The organism is Microvirga calopogonii (genome assembly GCF_003347665.1).
Taxonomy (GTDB): Bacteria; Pseudomonadota; Alphaproteobacteria; order Rhizobiales; family Beijerinckiaceae; genus Microvirga; species Microvirga calopogonii.
Map to the genome: position 1 here is coordinate 45,502 of NZ_QDGA01000006.1, position 20,188 is coordinate 65,689.

Annotated in this window: 19 protein-coding genes; 5 read left to right on the forward strand and 14 right to left on the reverse strand. The window is 58.3% G+C overall.

The features are described from left to right. Window positions 1-97: 97 nt before the first annotated feature. The 11 genes from DDF70_RS08075 to DDF70_RS08120 form a co-directional block, all read right to left on the reverse strand. Complete coding sequence (locus tag DDF70_RS08075) at window positions 98-745, reverse strand: VirB8/TrbF family protein (RefSeq protein WP_162820262.1); 648 nt, start codon at window positions 743-745, stop codon at window positions 98-100. A 195-nt stretch (window positions 746-940) separates the two neighbouring features. After that, window positions 941-1,117: a hypothetical protein gene (locus tag DDF70_RS36430; protein ID WP_162820263.1), complete on the reverse strand. Its 177-nt coding sequence runs from the start codon at window positions 1,115-1,117 to the stop codon at window positions 941-943. Window positions 1,118-1,281: 164 nt separating this feature from the next. Further along, the gene (locus DDF70_RS08080; RefSeq protein WP_114944363.1) at window positions 1,282-2,568 is read right to left on the reverse strand and encodes a hypothetical protein; all 1,287 of its coding nucleotides are present in this window, start codon (window positions 2,566-2,568) and stop codon (window positions 1,282-1,284) included. Between the two features lie 32 nt (window positions 2,569-2,600). Then, window positions 2,601-3,422 (reverse strand): hypothetical protein, encoded by an 822-nt coding sequence (locus tag DDF70_RS08085; RefSeq protein WP_162820264.1) that lies wholly within the window; start codon window positions 3,420-3,422, stop codon window positions 2,601-2,603. A gap of 28 nt (window positions 3,423-3,450) precedes the next feature. Further along, a complete protein-coding gene (locus tag DDF70_RS08090) occupies window positions 3,451-5,901 on the reverse strand; it encodes a VirB4 family type IV secretion/conjugal transfer ATPase (RefSeq protein ID WP_114944365.1) in 2,451 nt (816 codons plus the stop codon). A gap of 37 nt (window positions 5,902-5,938) precedes the next feature. After that, complete coding sequence (locus DDF70_RS08095) at window positions 5,939-6,253, reverse strand: VirB3 family type IV secretion system protein (protein WP_114944366.1); 315 nt, start codon at window positions 6,251-6,253, stop codon at window positions 5,939-5,941. Between the two features lie 149 nt (window positions 6,254-6,402). Continuing rightward, the gene (locus DDF70_RS08100) at window positions 6,403-6,759 is read right to left on the reverse strand and encodes a TrbC/VirB2 family protein (RefSeq protein ID WP_114944367.1); all 357 of its coding nucleotides are present in this window, start codon (window positions 6,757-6,759) and stop codon (window positions 6,403-6,405) included. 141 nt (window positions 6,760-6,900) lie between these two features. Beyond that, window positions 6,901-7,068: a helix-turn-helix domain-containing protein gene (locus DDF70_RS39170; RefSeq protein ID WP_114944368.1), complete on the reverse strand. Its 168-nt coding sequence runs from the start codon at window positions 7,066-7,068 to the stop codon at window positions 6,901-6,903. Between the two features lie 21 nt (window positions 7,069-7,089). Beyond that, the gene (locus DDF70_RS08110) at window positions 7,090-7,983 is read right to left on the reverse strand and encodes a DnaB-like helicase C-terminal domain-containing protein (protein WP_162820265.1); all 894 of its coding nucleotides are present in this window, start codon (window positions 7,981-7,983) and stop codon (window positions 7,090-7,092) included. A gap of 339 nt (window positions 7,984-8,322) precedes the next feature. Further along, window positions 8,323-9,108 (reverse strand): histone H3/H4 domain-containing protein, encoded by a 786-nt coding sequence (locus DDF70_RS08115; protein WP_114944370.1) that lies wholly within the window; start codon window positions 9,106-9,108, stop codon window positions 8,323-8,325. 91 nt (window positions 9,109-9,199) lie between these two features. Continuing rightward, window positions 9,200-11,683: a MobA/MobL family protein gene (locus DDF70_RS08120; protein ID WP_114944371.1), complete on the reverse strand. Its 2,484-nt coding sequence runs from the start codon at window positions 11,681-11,683 to the stop codon at window positions 9,200-9,202. A 378-nt stretch (window positions 11,684-12,061) separates the two neighbouring features. Here DDF70_RS08120 and DDF70_RS08125 point away from each other — a divergent pair, with 378 nt between their 5' ends. Beyond that, a complete protein-coding gene (locus DDF70_RS08125; protein WP_114944372.1) occupies window positions 12,062-12,535 on the forward strand; it encodes a hypothetical protein in 474 nt (157 codons plus the stop codon). Between the two features lie 77 nt (window positions 12,536-12,612). On the opposite strand, the gene DDF70_RS08130 is transcribed toward DDF70_RS08125, so the two are convergent. Next, window positions 12,613-13,023, reverse strand: coding sequence for a cell wall hydrolase (locus DDF70_RS08130; protein ID WP_162820266.1), 411 nt, complete (start codon window positions 13,021-13,023; stop codon window positions 12,613-12,615). 893 nt (window positions 13,024-13,916) lie between these two features. Between DDF70_RS08130 and DDF70_RS08135 the strand changes: the two genes are divergently transcribed. The 3 genes from DDF70_RS08135 to DDF70_RS08145 all read left to right on the forward strand — a co-directional run bounded on the left by DDF70_RS08135 (window position 13,917) and on the right by DDF70_RS08145 (window position 16,025). Then, window positions 13,917-14,600, forward strand: a complete 684-nt coding sequence (locus DDF70_RS08135; protein WP_162820267.1) for a GntR family transcriptional regulator — start codon at window positions 13,917-13,919, stop codon at window positions 14,598-14,600. A gap of 94 nt (window positions 14,601-14,694) precedes the next feature. After that, on the forward strand, window positions 14,695-15,252 hold the full coding sequence (locus DDF70_RS08140; RefSeq protein ID WP_114944375.1) for a helix-turn-helix domain-containing protein: 558 nt from the start codon (window positions 14,695-14,697) through the stop codon (window positions 15,250-15,252). Continuing rightward, window positions 15,168-16,025 (forward strand): transposase, encoded by an 858-nt coding sequence (locus DDF70_RS08145; protein ID WP_205772409.1) that lies wholly within the window; start codon window positions 15,168-15,170, stop codon window positions 16,023-16,025. Before DDF70_RS08140 ends, DDF70_RS08145 begins: the two co-directional genes overlap by 85 nt. Before the next feature lie 33 nt (window positions 16,026-16,058). On the opposite strand, the gene DDF70_RS08150 is transcribed toward DDF70_RS08145, so the two are convergent. Further along, window positions 16,059-16,787, reverse strand: a complete 729-nt coding sequence (locus DDF70_RS08150) for a class I SAM-dependent methyltransferase (RefSeq protein ID WP_114944376.1) — start codon at window positions 16,785-16,787, stop codon at window positions 16,059-16,061. Window positions 16,788-19,037: 2,250 nt separating this feature from the next. Between DDF70_RS08150 and DDF70_RS08155 the strand changes: the two genes are divergently transcribed. Further along, on the forward strand, window positions 19,038-19,982 hold the full coding sequence (locus DDF70_RS08155; RefSeq protein ID WP_114944377.1) for a hypothetical protein: 945 nt from the start codon (window positions 19,038-19,040) through the stop codon (window positions 19,980-19,982). Between the two features lie 69 nt (window positions 19,983-20,051). Here the strand turns inward: DDF70_RS08155 and DDF70_RS38695 are convergent, their stop codons facing one another. Further along, the gene (locus DDF70_RS38695) at window positions 20,052-20,177 is read right to left on the reverse strand and encodes a hypothetical protein (RefSeq protein ID WP_262267148.1); all 126 of its coding nucleotides are present in this window, start codon (window positions 20,175-20,177) and stop codon (window positions 20,052-20,054) included. Window positions 20,178-20,188: the final 11 nt, after the last annotated feature.

Here is a 20,188-nt window from a genome sequence, read left to right on the forward strand (position 1 = left end):
GCGATAAACGCAGCCAGCGCAGCGGTTGAGAGGTTACGAGAGCGCGAGGAGGTCATTGAGTTCGGTCCTGGTGTTCTTGTTTGCGCCGCGGTGGGGCTTAGTCTTTTTTGGAGGCGACGGTGTAAGCTGTGACGGTGAACCCGAGTGGATTCAGGAAACGGTTGTCGTAGCTGATGCTCTGCTCGACGTTCTGCGCGCGAAGCTGTGCAACGAATGTCCGACGCTCGTCACCGCCATCGGTGAGGCCGGAGCCGATACGCCGGTCAATGACATCGAACTCGACTTGCCAATAGCCGCTCTGGATCTTCAGAACGCTCTTGAGCGACACGCTTCGGGTGAAGCGCCTCTCCTTGAGAGAGTCATAGACAGGCTTCGTCTCGGCCAAGAACTGATCATAGACAGGCTTTGAGGACATCAGCCGGACGATCGTGCCCCACTGATAGACTGTACGCTGCGGATCGTCCGTGATCGTGTTGCGCATCGTGACGTATTCACGAACGTTCGCTTCCTCGAGGATCGCCAGAGACTTCAAATTGCCTGTCGGCGGCTCTACGCGCACCACCTGGTCGGACTTGTCGGACCAGGTCACAAAGAACGGAACGACCCGATAGAGAGGGATGAGCTGCATGATAGCGACGGCCTGGACCACGTTCAGCGCAAGTAGGACGCCCGAGATCGCGATCAGGAGTTTGTCTGTGACGGCTGCGCGCCGGCCAGCCGCATGGGGCGCATCATGGTCGCGCAAATAGCCCCCGATCTTATCCTTTGGCTTCGAGCCAGATGCAGCCGGGAACGGAGTGATAGGCTCTGCACGAACCTGGCGCTCCGAAGGCGAGTGCGCAGCTACAGCATCGCCGTCCTTTTTGGGGGAGAACCGTGTGGTGAGACGCTCTAGGCGGGAGACGCTGGAAGACATGGTAAATGACGCCGCTTGAAAGAATTAAACAGCCTGCACAGGCACATCATTCGCTGCATTTGGCAGCTGAATGCAGGCACACGGGCTCTTCTTGAGGTCATTGGGCGAGCGTCCGATGCCGATGGGGTCGTCCTGGGTCAATGTTCCGCAGGCGCTTAGAGCAAGGGCAGTAATTGAGATAGCGAGAATGCGAATCAACATTCGATCTTTCCTGGTGATCGGTGTTCTTTAATTCGCTTCTATACCTTTCATTTCGTGCGTCCAATCTATTTCAACGGCGCGCGGAACATTCTGCGGGGTTATGAGTAGGAAATGGCCAGGTAAGTTAAAACGTAAGAGTTTCAAATGGTTAATAAGAGGCCCTGTCAGTCGGTCAGTGTGTCGGAGGGGAGCACGTTCGCATTAACCGAGATGTAGGTCTGATAACTCGAATCATTGCGCAGATTGTCGAGAATAGTCTGCTGGTCAGCGATCATCCGGCGCAGATCCGTGTCTGCTGCAAGAGAGGCGTGCTGCTTCATGATTTGCGTAGCCGTCCGGATGCCCTTCTGGGTCTCAGCCGCGAGTTGATTGATGAAGGCATGGACCTGTTCCGGGGTATCGAGAGAGGCGCCATAGCGTTGGCTCAAAGCCTGGAGCTCGTCCCGCAGGAAATTGATGTCGGATCCGCCCCCGGTTTGAATACTCTGGTTCAAGTTGTGCCCAGTGATAAGTCCGTTGTGCAATTCCAGGGCATAGATAAGGGATTGGCGACCGGCGTTGAGAGCATCCTGGGCCTGTAATCGTGCTTTGGCACTCAGGGCGTCGTCTGAGCGGGCATCCTGCTCGACGCTGTTGGCATAGGCCTGGGGGTTCCCATAGGCATTGGAGCTGGAAGTCCAGCTGGAACTGCTTGCAAACGGATCTTGACCCATTTGCCGAAGGTGACTGACTGCCTGCCCTGATGTCAGGCGTGAAACGAGGCGATTGCGCTCCTCGAGAGCCTGGAGGAGGGTCAGACGGATCTTTGCGTTTACGGCAAAATCATCTCGCAGGGTTTTCGCTTTGCCAACTTCGTCGGCAAGCTTTTTAATCTCGTCCTGGTTCTTGGTGATGATGGACTTCGCTGCGACTGCTGCGCCAAGGCCATCAGAATTTACCGAGCGGGATAGCTGGCTCCGTTCGGAGGGGGTTGACGAACCTGGGCGAAGGTAAAAATCGGCGACCGCCCGCGACATATCCGGTACGTTCGCCGGGTTTGCTGAGGCCATCACCTGAGGCAGATTGATCGTGCCATCATCTTTGAAGGTCGTGAGAGGTCCGGCCGATCCACTGAATGAGAAGAGGCTGTTAAGGAAGGCGCGCACCTGGGAAATAGGAGCAGTGACGCTATTGAGTGTCGTCTGCCATGCTTGGAGCTGTTCGATCATGCTCCCGAGTTTGAGGTTCTCGCTTAGCGTGGTCTGAACTTCGTCCGCCAATCGCGCGGGATCAAAAATCGGGCACGGAAACCAACCCCAAAGCGTTCCGCCAGAGGCGATCTCGCACGGGGTTGGGTTGTACCTGCTGACTGCTTCGGAAATGAGAGGCCTGTTCGCTTGCCCGATCATGTCACTCGAAAAGAGCCCAACGACAATGGCCGTGGAGGCGAGTATGACCTTTTTGCGCTGCATGGCACTTCTCATTCCGTTCGTGTGAGCAGGGGTTACTGGCCGCCGGTCTGGCTGTTGTAGCTATCGTTCCCGATCGCACTCGCCGACTGTAGGTGAAGCATGGCAGAAAGCTGGGCGTTGCTCTGAATGACCTGCTCCAACATCTTGATCATGATGGCATTGTTGACGGCGAGGTCACCGCGCATGTCCTGTGACTGCTTGGCCTGATCGGAGATCTTCTGGATGTCCTGAGAGGTCTTGGACACCTGATCCTTGCCCTGGATGGCGATCGCCATGGCGCTGGTCGCGGCCGTGCGGGTGTTGATCGCCCTCATGGCATTGATGGCTTCGACGTCGGCCTGGGTGCCGTTCGCCTTATTCACGTAGAGGGCCTGGGTAATGCCATTCTGAACCGAGCTCACCCCCTGCGAGGCCTGCCCGAAAGCATTCTGCAGCGTGTTGAAGGAGGAGGTGAAGCTGCCGTTCCGACCGAGATTCCCGAAGTTCTCGAGCGATCCCAGAGTTGCTTTGATCCCGTGAAGGGAACTCACCATCTGGCCGATACCGCCGGCCCCCTTGATTTCCGAGAACATGGAGGAGAGGCGTCCGAGTAGGCCGGAAATGTGGCTCGGCCCAAGCTGACCAATGGCCTGCTGCAACTGGTTCACTGTACCGAGGATGTTCTGCAGTTGGCCAAGCTGATTGGCAACCGTTTTCATGGTCTGCTGGACCTGGCCGAAGACATTGGAGTCCAGCACGGGCACCTGGGCGTTGGCGAAACTTCCGCCAGCAGCGCTCAGCCAGATGGACATGAGCATGACAGCCAGCATCGACGAGATGGCCGATGCCCGGGATCGAAGGGAACGAAGGGTCATGGGAACCTCTGTTGGGGAGTTGGAGGGCTTAGCGCGCGGCGAATTCGCCATTGAGGTAAGGCTCAAGAAATGCGTCCTTTCCGTATTTCTCGATGGCCTTGGTGAGTTCGATAACTGCTGGACGGCCGGACGAGAAAACCTTGAGGTACCGGCCAAGGACAGACAGGTTGATATCCAGGATAGCTGACTGACCAGTGGAGTATTTCTTCACTAGGACCGCGTACTTATGCTCCGGCCCGGCGAAGTCCTTGCCGAGGACGAAGGCCAACTCGCTCTCGTTGAGCCCCCAATCATCATAGTCTTCGGGCTTGGCATTGCGGTTGCGATAGAAAAACACGGTCTGGCACTGGCCGCGGATCAACTCCGACATTCCGGTTGCCTTGATGGCTTCAGGACGCTGGAAGGCCAGTATGTAGGCTTGGCGGAGCTTTCGGGCTTCCTGAAGACCGACCTTGACGAAGTTGTTGCGGAAGAGCTCGTTCTGAAGCATCGGCTCCGTCTCATCGACGAAGACAAGAGACGGCGACCCTGTAGTTGTGGCGTTGGACCGGATCCGATGGATAATATAATCCACGATCGGAGGGGCAAGGCGGTGGTCCCCTAGGATCTTGGTCATGTCGAACCCGGCAAGGCGGGCTTTCGTTAGATCAAGGTTATCTTCGTCCGCGTTGAAGTAGCCGCCGAGCATGTTGGCATCGACCCAGGGCTGAAGCGACTTCCTGAGATTTCCGTGAGGCGAGAACGCTGCCTTGTGCAGAGACTCCAGCTTGCGGAAGCTGGCGTCGAGGTAAGGCGCATAGTTGATGTCGAGGGCGCGGGTGATCTCCTCCTCGTCGAAGGCATCCTTAGCGTCGCCCAGCAGGCGAAGCCAACGCTGCTGGAACTGGCGGTTGTCTGGAGTGTCGTCGAGTAGAAGCGGGTTCATCTTGGCCGACGACGCATCTCCGTCGAAGGTGACGTAATCTCCACCGGCGCACCGAACAAAGACTTCACAGCCGTTCAGCCGGTCGAAGAGGTAGACCCTGAGATCAGGCAGGCGGAGAGCCTGGGCAGCGAGGAAGCTGACGAGGGTGGTCTTACCGGTGCCGGTCGGGCCAATGGAGACACAGTGCGGGACTGCCTCCTTGTCTTCCGTCGCGTGGAATTGGAAGGCATATGCCTCTCCCGTCACGGACCGGAAATAGCTCAGGGGCTCGTTGCACCAGTCCGACTTTCGCAATCCGATGTTGGGCTTATGAAGCACCAGGTTCGTGGCGACGTTCTGGCTCATGAACCGGAACTGGCGAGGCCAGAGGCGGTCGAAAGAGAACATAGAGAACCAGACGGCTTGAGCCGTGATCAGTTCGCGAACACAGGTGGCGCCCGTTCGGGAGATAATCGAAACGATCTCGTTTTCGATCTCTCCAAGGTCTTCGGGCGTCTCACCGTACACGACGACATTCATCGCGTAATTGTGCAACGTGGCCTTCATTTCCGACTGGCCATCGAGAAGGCTAATCGCCTCCATGATCTCGTACGACGCGTTCTGGGAAAGCGTCATCATGGGGGCTGCCATCTGCTCCTGCTTCAATTTCGCCATCTGGAGCGACGTATTGAGAGGCTGAATGGCATGATGAATGACCAATTCGGCATCAATACCGATAATCTCTCGGTAGGCGTTCTCTGACGTCTTCTCCCCACAGTCACGAACGCCCAGAATGGTCGCAAGCTTCTCGTCACGACCGTTCGAAAACCGCAAGATCCCGCTGTCGTCAGCTCCGAAATCGATGGAATCGACGGCGATCATCCGGTTCATGGCCCGTTCCTCCAGTCCGGCTACCTTAGGAGCAGGCCGGCTCACAGGGCTGATCAGCCGGGCAAGAACTGCTGCGGGACCGGTTGTCGGATCGGGCCCTTCTTCGAGAACACGGCAGTCGAAGGAGCTGAGGGTCCTTAGGATGAAGTCCTCGGACTGTTTGAGCAGTTCGGAGGCCTCTTGGTCATGGCTTGCCTTGACCACCAGCAGCGCAAAGTGGCGCAATGAATAGGCATGGCTGAAATCCTTATTCCACTGCTCGGAAATTGCCTGGAGAAGGGGATTCGTCCGATTGGGAGAGGTATTGATCGGAAGCCGCTCCTTGGTCGTGAAGAGCCTGATTTCAGCAAAGGAGGACCGCTGCGCCTCGTCCAGCATGTATTTGCGGGCGAGAAAGAGCTCAGCCCTGGTCTCGAAGGAACTGAGGTTCAGCTCGGCGCCGCCGATCTCAACGATGGAGACATAGCGGTCAGCCACGCACTTGATGTGCTTGCGGTTCGGCAGCATCTCGATGAACGGCAGAAAATCCGCCAGCGTCTCCTGGCGTGCCGGAGGCCTCAGCCGATCGACAAGGGATGGAACGGTAAAGGCGAGGCCCGCGGCCGCAGCCCCGGCACCCAGCACAGTCGCGACGGCCCGCAGGCTCGTTTGGTAGGAGAGGAGGAGTTCTAGCGTTTGGCTCATGTGAGCGGCTCTCGTGTCGGCGTGAAGGGTGAATGGGTTAAGGCCAGAAGCGGCGCTGTGCCCTGCCACCAATCCGGCGGCACTTCTGGAGCGAATAACGCATCGTCTGGATGAGAGTTGTCATGTGGGGTTCTTTCGCGCCCAGCATGACGAGGGCCATATGGCCGGCAAAAATTGAGATCAGAAAGCCTAGAACGACCAATGCGTTAGGCAGGCCGAAATCGTAGAAGACTAGAAAGAGGAAGCTAAGAACGGAGAAGCAGAGAGAGAAAACGGCCGGAAGCAGGGGAGCGCCCACGAACTTCTGAGGCATCGAAACGGGCCGGTAGATTTTGGTGTCGATGTCCTGCACGAGGCACCTTTGTTCCAGTTGCGAATTTATTTGTATGATTCGAGAAATCTATTTCGGTATACCCTTTTAACCCGCTTAAGAAGGGACCGTCGACAAAAAGGGGGCCAAATTGGCCCCCTAGGTTTAGCTTTCGACCGGCGGTCAACAGATTAGCGCGCGGTAAGTGTGTCACCGAAGTCAGACTGGGTGATCGAAACCTGCTCGGAGTCGCTGCCGCTCTGGGTAACGTAGTCGATCATGCTGCCGGACGCAGCAATCAGGACGAGGCCGCCAACGAGCGCGAAGAGCCATTTGAACTGGAAACGGCCGAAATACGCCATAACTGCGAGGCCGATGATGCCGAAGCCTCCAACCAGGAATGACAGATTCTTGATGTTCTGGTAGGCGTTCTTACCCTTGGACTCAAGGGCACCGAAGACCTGGGCAGACGCCGAGCTATCGATAGCCATCAGCGCCGTTACGGCAAGTGCGCAGGCCGCGACTGCCAGATGCGTTTTATACCTCATTGAAACCCTCTCTGCTGATAGGCGACATGCCACCTATGATTCGTGAACGGTCTGGAATTCGTTCCGATGACCACTCTATAACCTTTATCCGAATTACAATGAAGTATGTTTGCGATTTATTGCGGGGACGTGAGCCAGATCCTAACCAAGGGCCTCGAGGTAACGACGCAGCGATCTGACTGAGACTGCGTCCGGATTGGCCTCCAGCCGGCAGATCCATGGTTGGCTCGTCTTGAGCAAACTGGCCATCTCCCTCTGGGTCAGTCCGGCTTGGGCCCTGAGGCGAGCCAGTTGCGTTATGGTGGGCATGGGCAAGAAGCCTTCCCTCGCTTAGAGCGTGGTGATGTCGCGGAAGTGAGGACCCGCCTCGCGATCGAGAACGAACTGAGGGGCTCCGATGCTTCCGATATCGACCTCATCGGTGATGTTGCTCACGATGGTCTCCATCCAGGCCTCGCAAGCGTCCTTGTCCCGGTAGAGGATGAGAAACAGGTTTGAGGCAGTCAGGGCTGCTGAACTGTCGCGGCTTCGGCCATTGTCGTTTAGTTGGCTGGTCATGAAGATGGGGATGTCGGCATCCACGCTGGTCGCTTGCAGCCTCTGGGCGACCCTGGTGAGGTGGGCATCAATGGTTTCGCCCTTTTCTCTTCCCTGGATCAGTTGCCAGAAATCGATGAGAGCGGCCGCAATGCCGAAGCGGCGGCGGTGATACAGGATTTCGTGGCGGAGGTCCTCGACGGTCATCGCGGTATCATGAACGTAGTGACAATGCCGTTTCATTGGAGCGAGTGCGGCGATCTTGTCCTTGTGCTTACCTAGGTCAAAGCCTCGGCAACCGAGCCGCCGGGCCGTCTTAAGTTCCTCAACCTCGGTGCCGCCCCTTTCCAGGCACGCCATCAAATGAGGGGTGTTAGCCGCCTCCATGTTGTAGCTTATGGTGGCGCATAGCGCGGTCTTCCCGGTCTTCCCGAAGGCGCCCAGCATTGTCAGGGTGCCGGGATGCAGACCGCCGCCCAGCCTGGCGTCGAGGGCTTTCAATCCCGTTGGGATCCGTGTCGATGCCTGTCGATCGAGACGGCGGAGAAGCTGCTTCTGGACCTCATGGGCACTCATTGAGCGTCCCGTTGGTGTCTCACTGACGATATCGTCTGAGAGGCGCTTAGTAACATCACGCCACTGGCTGTTCGATTTGTCTTCAAGCCTCTTTAGGGCTTCACGGGTCAAGGAAATGGCTCGACCTCTACTCCTCTCCTCAGAGATGTGACGCGCCTGACGGATAAGGGCATCGGCATTGGCAGAGGCTCGGTGGATCAGCCGGCGTGGAAGATCCTGGTCTTCTAAAAAGGTGGAAGCGACGATCCGGTCGGGCGTCGGATCGTGGCCCTCAGAGACGCTCTCGCGGATCGCACCCCATATTTGGATATGGTCATCCTGGACAAAGTCACTAGGACTGAGAAATCGCACTTTCTCATAAAGGCTCGGCTCGCGCAGAACTGTACCAATGATCTCGTCATATGCGTTCATGATAAAACTGCCGTTTGGAACGGGTGTATTCGGAGTGGGTCAGCGGACGAGCACGCCGATATCTTCCTGCAAGGACGGAATGTGAACGTCCGGAGGCGGGAGCTCTAGGCGGATGTGCCCGGTACGCTGCCGATAGATCCGTCTGCGGGCACCCTGCGGCCACCGGAAAGTGGGGCTCGAGGGATCGGCCCCATCGGGCGGTGCCTCCCAGCCGAGGAACTCAGTTTTTGCAGCTTCCGGATTGGCCGGCTTCACGAACTTGAAAACCACATTGGGCCTAGACACCCGCGGACTGGCTGCCGGGGTCCCAGCAGTCCGACGCAACCAATTCAGCAACATACCGATAGGCTCCGCTGGATTGTGGGGCTTACAATACTCAATCGCCTGTACCAGCCGATCGTGACCATGAGCCTGGGCCAGCCAATGGTAATTCTTGGTCGCCTGCTGTTCGGGCACTCCCAACAAAATCAGATCTCGAATGGCTCGGGCCTTTGGCGTATCTGCGTTCAACTGCTCATGGCGTTTCGCTAGGCTTTCGAGGTGTTTGGCGACCCGCTGGTCCGACTTGTTGTCGTCAATCTCCCACGGCGCCGGTTGACTATCTTTGTCTTTGAAGGTGATGCGGCCTGCGTGGATCGTGAAGAAGTCTTCGAGGTCTTTTCGGACCTCTTCAAAAACGAGCTCGGACACCCGACAGAGAGCCGCCGCCTCATGGCGGCTTATGGAGCGTCCTTTCTCAGCCAAGGCTGCGGCGAGCCTGATCGCGACGACGATCTGCTTCTGCCCCCTTTTGGAGAGATCCACTAACGATTGCGCGTCGAACATTCGCGTCGATTCCTGAACCGGTAGGTTGATACCTGCTAAAGTATCAAGACACTCCCGAATTACAAGAACAAAACGGGAATTAAACTGCAGATCACCTTCCTTTGCCGCGGCTGCGGCGGCGCTGGGCGAGGATCGCGCGACGGCGGGTTTCCGCATCCGTAAGAGCTGGCGGTTGCTCGGGCGCGGGTTTTGCGCTGGTCTTCCGAAGCTTCCGCTTCTTGGCGGCTGGCTCTGCAACCGCTGGAGTGGGTGTTGCTACGGCTGCCGTAGGAGTGGGTGGCGGCTCAACAACCGGCACGGCAGGAGGCTTTGCGGCCAGGCTCTGGTCAGCCTGAATCGTCAGCGAACGCTCGAGTTCGTCGGATTTCGGGCGGCTCGGCGTTGGAGCGGGGCTTGGCGGGGAGGCAGTCGCTGCCTGTTTCTGGGGAGCCGACCTGGGTGCAACGCTGGCAGGGCTCGGTTCAGTGATCTTCTGCGGCGCAGCGGTAGGAGCTTTCGATTGAGTCACTGGATGCATAGGCTGGGCTGACTTGCTGGGGGAAGCCTGCTTCGGTCCTCGCTCGGGCATCTTGCCAGCGTTCTTCGGATTGAAAAAGTCCTTCCCGAGATAGCGATCGATGGCGGATTCCTTAGCGGCTTGTTGGGCAGGCTTGGTTTGAACGTCAGAGAGGCTGGTCCTCTTTGGAAACCAACTAGCGGTCATGGCGGTGATCTCATCGATCGACATCCCGCGGGGCGCTGGCTCACCAGGTGACGGACTCTTGGGAGCCATCAAGTTAAGGAGTTGGTCAAAAAGGTTCTTATGGAATGTCCTCGCGAAGTCGGAGCGGATATGTGCAATCGCGGAGGCCTTCTCACGGTATTCAGCACCAACCCTTTTGGCAATGGCCCCGAATTGCTTGCCTTCTGTGGCTCGAATCTCGGACGCTACCTCGATCAGGATCCTGTCGATCTTTGTCCTCTGGGCGGGCTTTTTCAGCCGAGCGCGAGAGACCATCTTGTCTGCAACAAAGTTAGCCGCTGTTTCCGCGACCATGGCAGACATCAGTTGGTTGTAAAGGTCTGCAGCCTTACGGGTCAGCCTTAGGAAGCGCTCGGAGTCTACGTGGCCAGCTGAATGAATGGCCGTGAAATATGTGCGGTTCTTGTAGCTTTTACTGACAGCTCTTGTGGCTGCCCGAACACTTTGCTGGTCGAGTTCATGGGCCGCAGCCTTCCATTGTTGCCGGGCCGCTTCGGTTCCTTGTTCGGTGACCTGGCCTTTGCGCTCCTTGGCATAAATCTTAGGATCAATGCGTTTTTTTGCCTTCTGAGTCAGCCCCATGGCCTTGTAGGAGCGGTGGTCATAACGTTTAGAGCTTCCAGATTGCTCTAGGATCTTGTTGAGGACGTTGCAGAAACGACGTCGCTCGTCACCGATCCAGCGTCGTGTACTAAGGTCTCGCAAGCGTTCTTGAGCGTAAGGATAATGAGTATACTGATGCCTGCATTTGGAGCGATAGGTTTCTACAATCTCGAAGTCCCAAACCTCCTTGCCGGTGGTGGGATTTACCATCCTTCCAGCCGGCCGCTCGCTTAGGGCGATGTGAATGTGGAAGTTCCGCCGGTCATTATGTTTATCGGGTGCATGGATCACCGCCCAATAGGGCAGCCCAAGGCGATCGAATTCGGCACAATATTCCTTGGCGAGCTTTAACCGCTGGGCTGGTGTAATTTCGTGCGGCAGTTCCGCAATGATCCTGGTCTGAACTCGACCACCGCGGCCGAGCGACACCTTTATTGCTCCGTCCGTCTGGAAATCTCCAATCGTACGAGCGAACTTCAATAACTCGATCGCGGCTTCGTCCTTCAAAGTCACATCCAGGGGGGTGACGTCACTCTGACAGTGTTTCATGGCCCGGAGAAGGGGAGCCGGCACTTCGCTTCCAGCGTCTCTGTGCTTCTTAACGGCATCCCAAAAATCCGATCCCCGGAACGGGTTGATCGTGAATTTGTGTCCCCGTGGGCTCTGCTCGATTGCCTCCAGCTTCTTCCAGAAGTCAAGGCGCTCCTCCTTAGTATCAGCGATGTTGCCAAACGAGGAGATAACGATGCCGTCGTCCTCATGCAGCTTCTCTGACACTCCAGGTCGCTCGATGTAGTCTTGGCCGCCGGCAGCTTGCTCCTGGTCGAACCGATTGGACTCTGGGTCAATAAAGGTTTCTGCGGCTCCGTCGCGCTCGATGTAACTTTCATGCTGTTCGGCACTCCCTGACGGCGCTCGGCCGGCATAGGCAGCAACCGTCCGGTTCGTTTTTGAAACCGATGTTACAGAGAAATGGAACGTGACGCCGCCGGTATCGGGAGCCTGTGGCCTAGGCGCCGTCTTGAACGCCATGGAGCGATTGAAATCCCGTGCTGATCTTAGGCCAGGCGAGTGCATCGCATCGAGAAGAGCCTTGAAGTTCCTCGGCGATGTGCTTCGACTTCGTAGACGCTCCTGGGCGCGGCGTTCGGCCTCCGCAATCCTATTAGAGATTGCGAGACCACGGGCCATATCACGGCGAACGATTTCTTCGGCTTCTTGTTCAGTCATCGGTTGATTTGCAAAACGAAACTCTGTCCGTGTTATCACAAGATCCGATTTAGCGCATCACGTTACCGCTTTTCATCTCGGAGTTAACTAGCGCTGATACCTATTGGTGCAGTTGTAGAACTGAGCCAAAATGGTGCAGTTTTTGTCATGCGGAACCGGCGAACGATTGTTGTGCTAAAAGGCCGAAAACGTTGCATTTTTTGCGCCAGGGCAACAAGCTTCTGTGGTCCCCGCGGCAGCCTATCCACGGTTGCCGAATAATATAGTTCAGCTGTTTACCATCAATGGGATTCAGCTTTGTTTGATTCCGAGTTAGCGCGTATAACGCTCCGGTCTAGAAACAGTTCCAATCAATCACCCATAAGGGGCAACAACGAGATGGGCAAACATGCTGACGACGGCATAAGAGAGTCGGTTTTCCACCCGATCGCGGTTAGTGGCAGCCTCTCGCGACTCACCGAGGCCGTGACTGCCGCGACGAATATCGTGTATCGGGACAAGCGCTTTGTTGATCGCATCGACGAGGTCTTTGCTGATCTTCCTAAGCACAGAGCAGGCTTCAACGTTGGTGGCCGGGTCCTGGGTATGCGCCGGAGAAAATTTCTGGAGATCGCCCTGGCTACGTCCGAGAGCCTGCATGAAATTCCAGAAGATGGCGCGTGTGAGCTGACGATCGTCGTCCGCGAGCCAGCGAAGATCGAGGATATGATGTCCTCGTTGAACATAGGTGATTTGATCGAGGTGCGTGGAACGATCGTTCCGTTCGCGTACTCCGAAGATGACGGTGAGCGCGTTGTTTCGCTGACGATGGTCGCAAGCAATGTCAACGTCATCGATGCCCCGCAGAGATGAGTTCTGCAGGACCAGACCCGTCGACTATGAAGGGTGTTCGCATAGGGCCGCCAATTGGCGGCCTTTTTGCGTTAGGGTCACTGAAGAAATTGCTCGGATGAGAATTGAAGCGAGGCAAGTTTCAGCGTCGTGAAGGTCGGCATAGAATCCTCTATTGTCGAACCTCTGGTGTAGAACGCGTTCCCGCCAGCCACTACCAGATACTGAGCATCCCTGTATGGAATTCTGAATCCTGCAGTGTGGAAGTACATCGAACGGTTGACGGCTGAGTGTCTGGCGCCCTCGAGAACCTGAGTGGCTATGAGCTTTGCGCGCGCGTAACCTGGTTCGGGAGTTGGCTTTGTGAGGACGCCGGAGGCGAACTGGCCTTTCTGGCCGACGACTTCACAGATGGTGTCCGGGTATTTAGGGGACTGGACCCGGTTCATCACGACAGTTCCGACGGCCAACATCCCGTCATCACTGTTTCGGTTGCTCTCGAAGTACATCGCGCGAGCTAAGCACTCATGCGCGCTGCTACTCATCACCGTAGTCCGCGGCCGCATTTCTCTCGACGCAGGAGCGTGGATCTGGTCGGTCGTCGGAACCGTCGAGGCCGGCTCGATCTGATTGAAGATTGGACCGTGGCATCCACCGAGTGCCAGACTCATCAGACTGATGGCCCAGATTGGTGGGAGTGATCTTTGATTTGCGTTTCTAGCCATAGAGCTTTGTACCGCAGGGTTGCGGCTAAACGCAAATTCGGAAAACCGCTTTCTATTTCGAAACGTGTTTGGAGGCTGATCTGGGCTCCAAGTAGGGCCAGAAAGGATAATCGAGTCCTGGGAAGCAATATTTAAGACCCGCAACCGATGCTCGATTTTTGTCAGTAACGATCCTGAAAGAGAAGTCAGCTAACTATTGTCCAGTTGGTCGGGATGTTTCGGCTGAAGGTAAGGCTCGGCTCTCTCTCACTTGGTGCGGGTAGGAGGGGGACCGGCGCAATTTGTATTCGGAGTTTCTAACCACGCCTTTGGGTTGGTCAGGTACTTCCCGCAGGTGGATGTTCAGACGCGGATATATGGTGCGCGGGTAGGGGAGGCGAGCGTGTTTAGAACGGGCATGTTCCGCAATTGCCGGCCGCTCGCCGGTAAGGCGCGCCGCAAGGCTAATTGGATACCTTTATCTCCGAAGGGCAAACTGAGAAATGAAACGACCCTGCACATGGACGTCTCCTGTTACGCAACTGAACTATGTCACCTTGTAGACCATCAATGGCCGGAGTCCAGACACATTTATGTCACAGTTCGGCAGAAGCGAAGCGGCCGCTACGAGGCTGCGTGATGCGATTGCTCGTGAGGACATGTTATATGGTAGGATCGTCTACAATGATCGAGTTCCTATGAGCGACATCCTCACTCTTCCGGATATTGTCGCGGAAAAGATCGCAGCGGCAATCCTAAGCGGCGAATTTGAGCCGGGAGCTCAGCTCAAAGAGGCGGCGTTGGCCAAGCGCCTTGCGGTGAGCCGGGCACCTGTTCGGGAGGCGCTGCGCTTACTTGAGGAGAGGCGTCTCATTGAGCGTCACGTATATTCCGGGGCCAGGGTTGCGGTGTTCACTCCTGAGGGAGTGGCAGACCTCTATGAGTTGCGGGAGGTGTTAGAGGCTAGGGCTGCTTTCAAAGCAGCGATGAGAGCAACTGAGAAGGATGTTGAGGAGCTACGAGCGATTATCGATCAGGAGGCCACTCAGATCTCAGGGGTGGCGGCCGATGGCTTCGGGGATGAACCCAACATCAATTTCCACCAAAAGATCATCGAGATCTCAGGCAACCGGGAATTCGGGCGCCTGATGAATAATGACTTTTGGCGCTACAACCGAATCCTCTACCGGATGCACTGGGGCCAGGATGAGGGTAGGGACGAGGAGCGACACATCGAACATGTCCGCATATTCGAGGCAATTCAGTCCGGAGACGGTCCTCTGGCAGAGTTGCTGATGCGCCGGCATGTGCAGAGCACCCGCGTTGTGATTGGGGAGGCCCGAGAGGTCAGGTACGGACGCAGGGCTTCTGACAAGGTTTGAAGCCGACACCGGATCAGGGTTCGCCCCTCTAGCGGGTCGTCTGCCGTTGGATCTGGTATAGTGGCTTCGTGATCTTCGAGCCTCGAGGTGCCCCATGTCGCGCCACCAGAAAGATCCGCTGCGCCCGCTCACGCCTGATGAGCGCACCGAGCTCACCCGCCTGAGCCGCTCCCAGAGCGCCCCCGCCGCTGAAGTCGCCCGCGCTCGGGCCCTGCTGGCGATTGCCGAGGGCGCCAGCTACACCGCCGCCGCCCATCTCGTCGGACGCGGCCACAACGAGACGATCTCGGCCTGGGTCAGCCGCTTCAACCGCGAGGGGCTGGCGGCGGTTCACCCGCACCACGGCGGCGGGCCGCGTCTCCGCTACGGGGTTCACGAGCAGCAGCGCATCCTGGCCGAATGGGCGCGAGCGCCGCAGCGGGAGCAGGACGGCAGCGCCACCTGGTCGCTGAGCCTGCTGCAGAAGGCCCTGCGCCGGGCCCCGGATGGCCTGCCGCGGGTGAGCCGGTTCACCATCGCCCGCACCCTGCACGAGGCCGGCCTGAGCTGGCAGAAGAGCCGCACCTGGTGCGCGACCGGGGTGAGCCTGCGCCGGCGCAAGGATGGCTTGGTGCGTGTCAGCGATCCGGATGCGGCGGCCAAAAAAAGCTGATCGAGCAGGCTTACACGCTTGGTGCCCAACAGGGGCTGTCGGTCTGGTGCGAGGACGAGGCGGGTCCGTTCCAAGCCGTGCCGCATCCGGGTCCTTCGTGGCAGCCGCAGGCTCATCCAGCGCGACATCCGCACCAGTACATCCGCGGCGGCACAACCAAGATCCTGACCCTGTTCCATCCCGCCTCGGGCCAGGTGCGGCTGCAGCCGGCCGCGCGCTGCACGAATGCGGTGCTGCATCCGTGGCTGCGCGAGCACCTGAGCGCAGTTCTCGCGGAGTTGCCGGCGCCGGCTCCCGTACAAGATTCCGCTGCAACGCGCGCCGCCTGGGAGATGTGGCAAGCGGGATTGACGCTGCCGTTTCCCTTGCCAGAGGAGGTGCCACCGCTGCGGCTGCTCTTGGTGTGGGACAATCTCACCGGCCATAAGACGCCTGAACTGGTGTTGTGGCTGTGTACGCATGGCATCATGCCGCTCTACACGCCCGTGGGGGGCAGTTGGCTTAACATGGCGGAATCGATCCAGCGCGTGCTCAAGCGCCGCGCGCTGGCCGGACAGCATCCCCACACCCCTGCGGAGATCGGGAGTTGGTTCGAGCAGACGGCGCGAAGCTGGAATGCCCGGCCCACGCCGTTTGTCTGGAACGGCCAGCGCCGGCAGCGACGCCGGCGCGCGTCTCAGGACCCGCTCCACCGGCTCGGCGGGTCCGGAGCTTGTACGCGCCAACCGTTCCATCAGCCCAAGCCAAACGAGCCAGCAGAATGCCAGGTCTGATGGCAGATGACCCACTAGCCGATCCCCATGCCCTCAGGCTTGGGCCGAGATTAGAAGGAACATCGGACGCTCGATTTCCTCAGCGAGGGCGGGGTTCTCCTGAACCTGCTGGGCGGACGGGGCGAACTCTTCCACGTGTCGGATTGTGAATCCGGCTTCGATCAACGTGTTCAGAGTCGTGCCCATAGTACGATGGTACTTGAGCACTCCCTTAGCGAACCAGTCGGTTCTGCGGTCGCCCTCGACTGAGTACTGGTTCACCGGCCAGGTCTTGCGACCATCTTCGTCGGCCCACCAGCGGGGATGGGCCGCCGCCATGAGGATTGGATGCTCGATGGTGAAGACGAGCCAGCCGCCGGCGACAAGCGATCGTTGGATTGTTCTCACAAGGCGGCCGAAATCCTGAACGTAGTGGAAGGCCAGAGCGCTGTAGGCGAGGTCGAAGGAGTTCTCGGGCAACACAAGCGCCTCAAGGTCCGCGATCCGGTATTCGATCATCGGATCCGCCGTGCCGGCCCGGGCCCGTGCGATCATGTTTTCGGACAGATCGATCCCAAGGGCGGATGCCGCACCGTTTTCTCGAGCCCACCGGGAGAACCACCCGAAGCCGCAGCCGAGGTCGACGACGCGCAGGTTGTTCAAATCTGGGAGCATAGCCTGGACCCGGGGCCATTCGGGGGCACCTGCGAGGCCATGAACCTGCCGTGGGATCTGGCTGTAGGCGGAGAAGAACTCCGGGATGTCGTAGATGTTCTGCGCCATGTTCCCCTCCGCGAGAATGCAGGAGCGGGCGGGAACGGATCCCGGCCACTACCTCGGCTCAATCATTTGAGTGCCCCGATTTAGCAGGTCAGGTGGCGTGGTGCTGCTTCCATTTCGACGGAGGATCGAGTTGGGAAGCATGCAGTTTCGCAAAGAGCGAGCCCGAGGTCTGCGAGGGTTCATGGCCTCCTGAGAGGACCGCCAGGAGCGTCTGGTTCCATCTGGCGGGCCTGGGTCTCGGTACAGAGGCCGCCAACCTGTAAGGTGGGTCGCATCGATGGGCCCGTTGCAGGACATCCGTCAGTGGCGCTGGATGGCGAGGGGAACTGCGTGCTCGCGTGGCCCGAGGAAGGCTCCCCAACATCGCACCGGCGGAGTTCGCCGGGCAGATGCCAGTGTCGCAAAGGCTGCTCGTCAGCCTGGCCAAGCCGCTCCTGAGAGCGGCAGAGGCCGAGAGAGCATGGGGACGCTTGTCGTCCGCCCGCAGCCGGAGCGTTCTGCGACGGCAAGTAATCACATAGTATTCACGACGGACGCGCATTTCGCGTCCCGATGGCAAGGCTTGGCTGCGTTCAGCAGCTGAAAGCCTCGCTCGTACCCGGCCACGATCCGCCTGGATCGTGCGCTTTGGCCTCAGCCAAAGCGCGCCGGGACAGCCTCGCAGAGCCCAATGTAAGAGGCAGCAGTTTTGCCCGAACCGTTAGGTGCGGGAAAACTGCGGTATTGGGCCCTAAAAAATATCCTGCCCCTAAACCTCCCTCTGGACCCCTCCTGTACGGGGTCTGTTTGCCTCAGAGGTGTTCCGACAGCCGCAGGCTATGCCCGTCGGCGGGGTAGGGTCATGCGGGACGTGAAACGGGGCCTGTGGCCCCTCCCGAGCCGATCGAGGGCCTTTGAGCCTGTCCTGCCTCGACCGGCTTCCAGGCCGCTCCTGGCGGGTTTGGAGACGCGCACACAGTGAGAGCGCGTCTTTCTCTGCCGTGGAAATGTATTCCGGCAGTCCAAACTGATGTGAATACGCTCAAGCGGAAGCGCGGGGGCACACCCGCTGTTATCGGCTACGCTTGGCGTCAAGCAAAGGAAATGTATTCCGGCTAAGCTTAAGACTGATGGCGTTCTGTGAACGCTCCGAGCAGGGGTTTTACTTCGCACGTATGGAGTCTGGCCGGTGAGCTGGCGAGTCCGGCCGGTGGACTTGGGAGATCCGGGAGCTGCCGCGACCAGGATCGACTGCGATCTAACGGGAGAAAGAGTGACAGGTCCATTGTGAACCGGCCTGTCACTCGGCTGTAAGGCGGACCGATCTACGGCCTGTCGTTCTGTCTGGTCCCGTGGCATGTCTCGACCAGGCGGGGAGGGTGCCCTCGGCCTCGATGGCGCTGGCGCGAAGGGCTGGGCGGCTGCTCGATGTGACAGGCCGCTTTGCTTCAGACCTGTCACTTCGCTCCGGCAGGGCGGCAACCGATCTGGCTCGTCTGATGGAGCGTGTGGGTCGCAGGCTCCCGCCGACAGGCGAGCATGTATAGGGCTCGCAGGTGGAGCCGAGTGTGAGTGGCCGCAAAGCGAAGCCTTTGTGTCGTAAGGGCTTGGGCGAGGTTCTGACAGGCGTTCGCATCCCTGAGCTGTCGGCGGGATGAAAGCTCCATAGCAGGGCAACCTGTCAGAGCGGTCCTGGAGGAATGACAGGTGATGGTCGAAAAGACCTTTCACATCCTTGCTGAAGGGGCAGCCGGCTTCATCAGCCAGGGATCCGCCGGATCGCGATCGGTCCGGGCCGTTCCGTCGCCCGAGTGTCTCGAGGCGAGGGGAGCCCAACTACTGTCGACCACCTGTTAAGCGCGGACGGACTGGCGCCTAAGAGAGAAGGACGATGAGACGGCTGGCTGCTCGGGCCTCTGACAGACCAGAATGGATGTGACAGGCCCGAAATCTGCGAACCTGACGCTTGCCCGAAGTGTGAAAGGTGAGCACAGAATCAACCTGTCAGTTCGTTTTACTTTGCGCTGGCAGGTGACATTTTTCGGGTCCTGCCGTTTCGTCGACAGGTCGGTTTTCCAGCCGCCTCCTTTCCGACGAGCAAGACTGACAGCAGGTTTCTGGTGATAACTGCCATTTGAGTGTCAGTTGAATTCGGTCTTCCAGGTTTCACTTCGTTGAATCTTGACCATAAGGCTGCTACCTTCCGGTTTAATTCGGAGGTGTGAGTCCAGCTGCACGCCTCCTGTTTTTGACGAAGTGAGAGGCTTTGTGATGGGCGCTGCTGCGACCGGATCAGTATCAGGCAACACGGCCCGCAAGGACGGGAAGCGTTACACCTGGGGCGCTGAGCGTCCCGGCGTGATCGAGAAGCGTGTGCAATCACGCAAGCAACAGATTGATGCTGAGATGGCCAAGATCCGCGAGGAAGGCGAGCAGTGGATCGCGCGTCGGCTCGCGGCCAAAGAGGCTGAGAAGAAAAAGCTGGACGATCAAGAGGTGCTTGTAGCCGAGCACCGGAAGGCTCTGAAGGAGCGCCGACGCGCCTTCCGGGTGACCAACAGCTACATCGTGCCCAAGGGCACTTTCACCGATGAGCAGATTGCGGCCATCAAGGCTCAATATCCTGGCATCGATGATGAAGAGGCCCATCTGCTGCTGTCTAAGAGAGCAAGGCAAACGGAGCCGGATGTCTCCAGTCCCGAGCCTGTCTCTCCTCAGGAGACGGATGCTGCTGTACCCTCAGTGTCTGACGGGCCTTCCTCTGTCGTCGAGCAGAGGGCAAAGCCTGTAGAGGCGCCGAAGGTTGTTGCTTCTGAGAAGCCGAAACCGGTCCCTGTTCATATTGAAGCGGCAGTGACGTTCTCTGCTGGCGCTGGTGAGGCCGAGCGCGATTGGTCGGATTTTGATCCTGAAGCATGGGAAGAGGGGCAGGACTATCCAGAGCACCTTTATCGTGCTGTCCCAGATCGGGACCGGAACCTTTATCTCGTGCCCCAAACTGACATGGAGGAGGGGCCTGAGCCGGTTGTCACGCCCGAGATCCAGGCGCTGCGGGATCGCCAGCGTAAATTGGAACGAGCTCAGGATGAAATCTTCGAGAAGTTTGGTCGTAACTCGATGCTTTGGTCTTCGGAGGTCAATGCTGAGGTAGGACGGCTTGATGAGGAAGCAACTGAGGTTTCCATTCAGCTTAGGAAGGCCCTGGCTGCCCGATAGCCGGGGTTTGAAGACGCGAGCATGAAAAAAGCCCCCTTCGTAAGGGGGCCTTCTTGCGTTCTGACCGGATCAGGCTTTCTTGCGGCGGTAGAAGCTCTCGCTCCACCAGGTGCTCAGGTCACGGTAGCAGTCCCGCTTGAGCAGCATGCCTTTCCAGGGGAAGCGCTTTCTCGGACGTTTCACGGTGATCGACATCGACGGAGTCC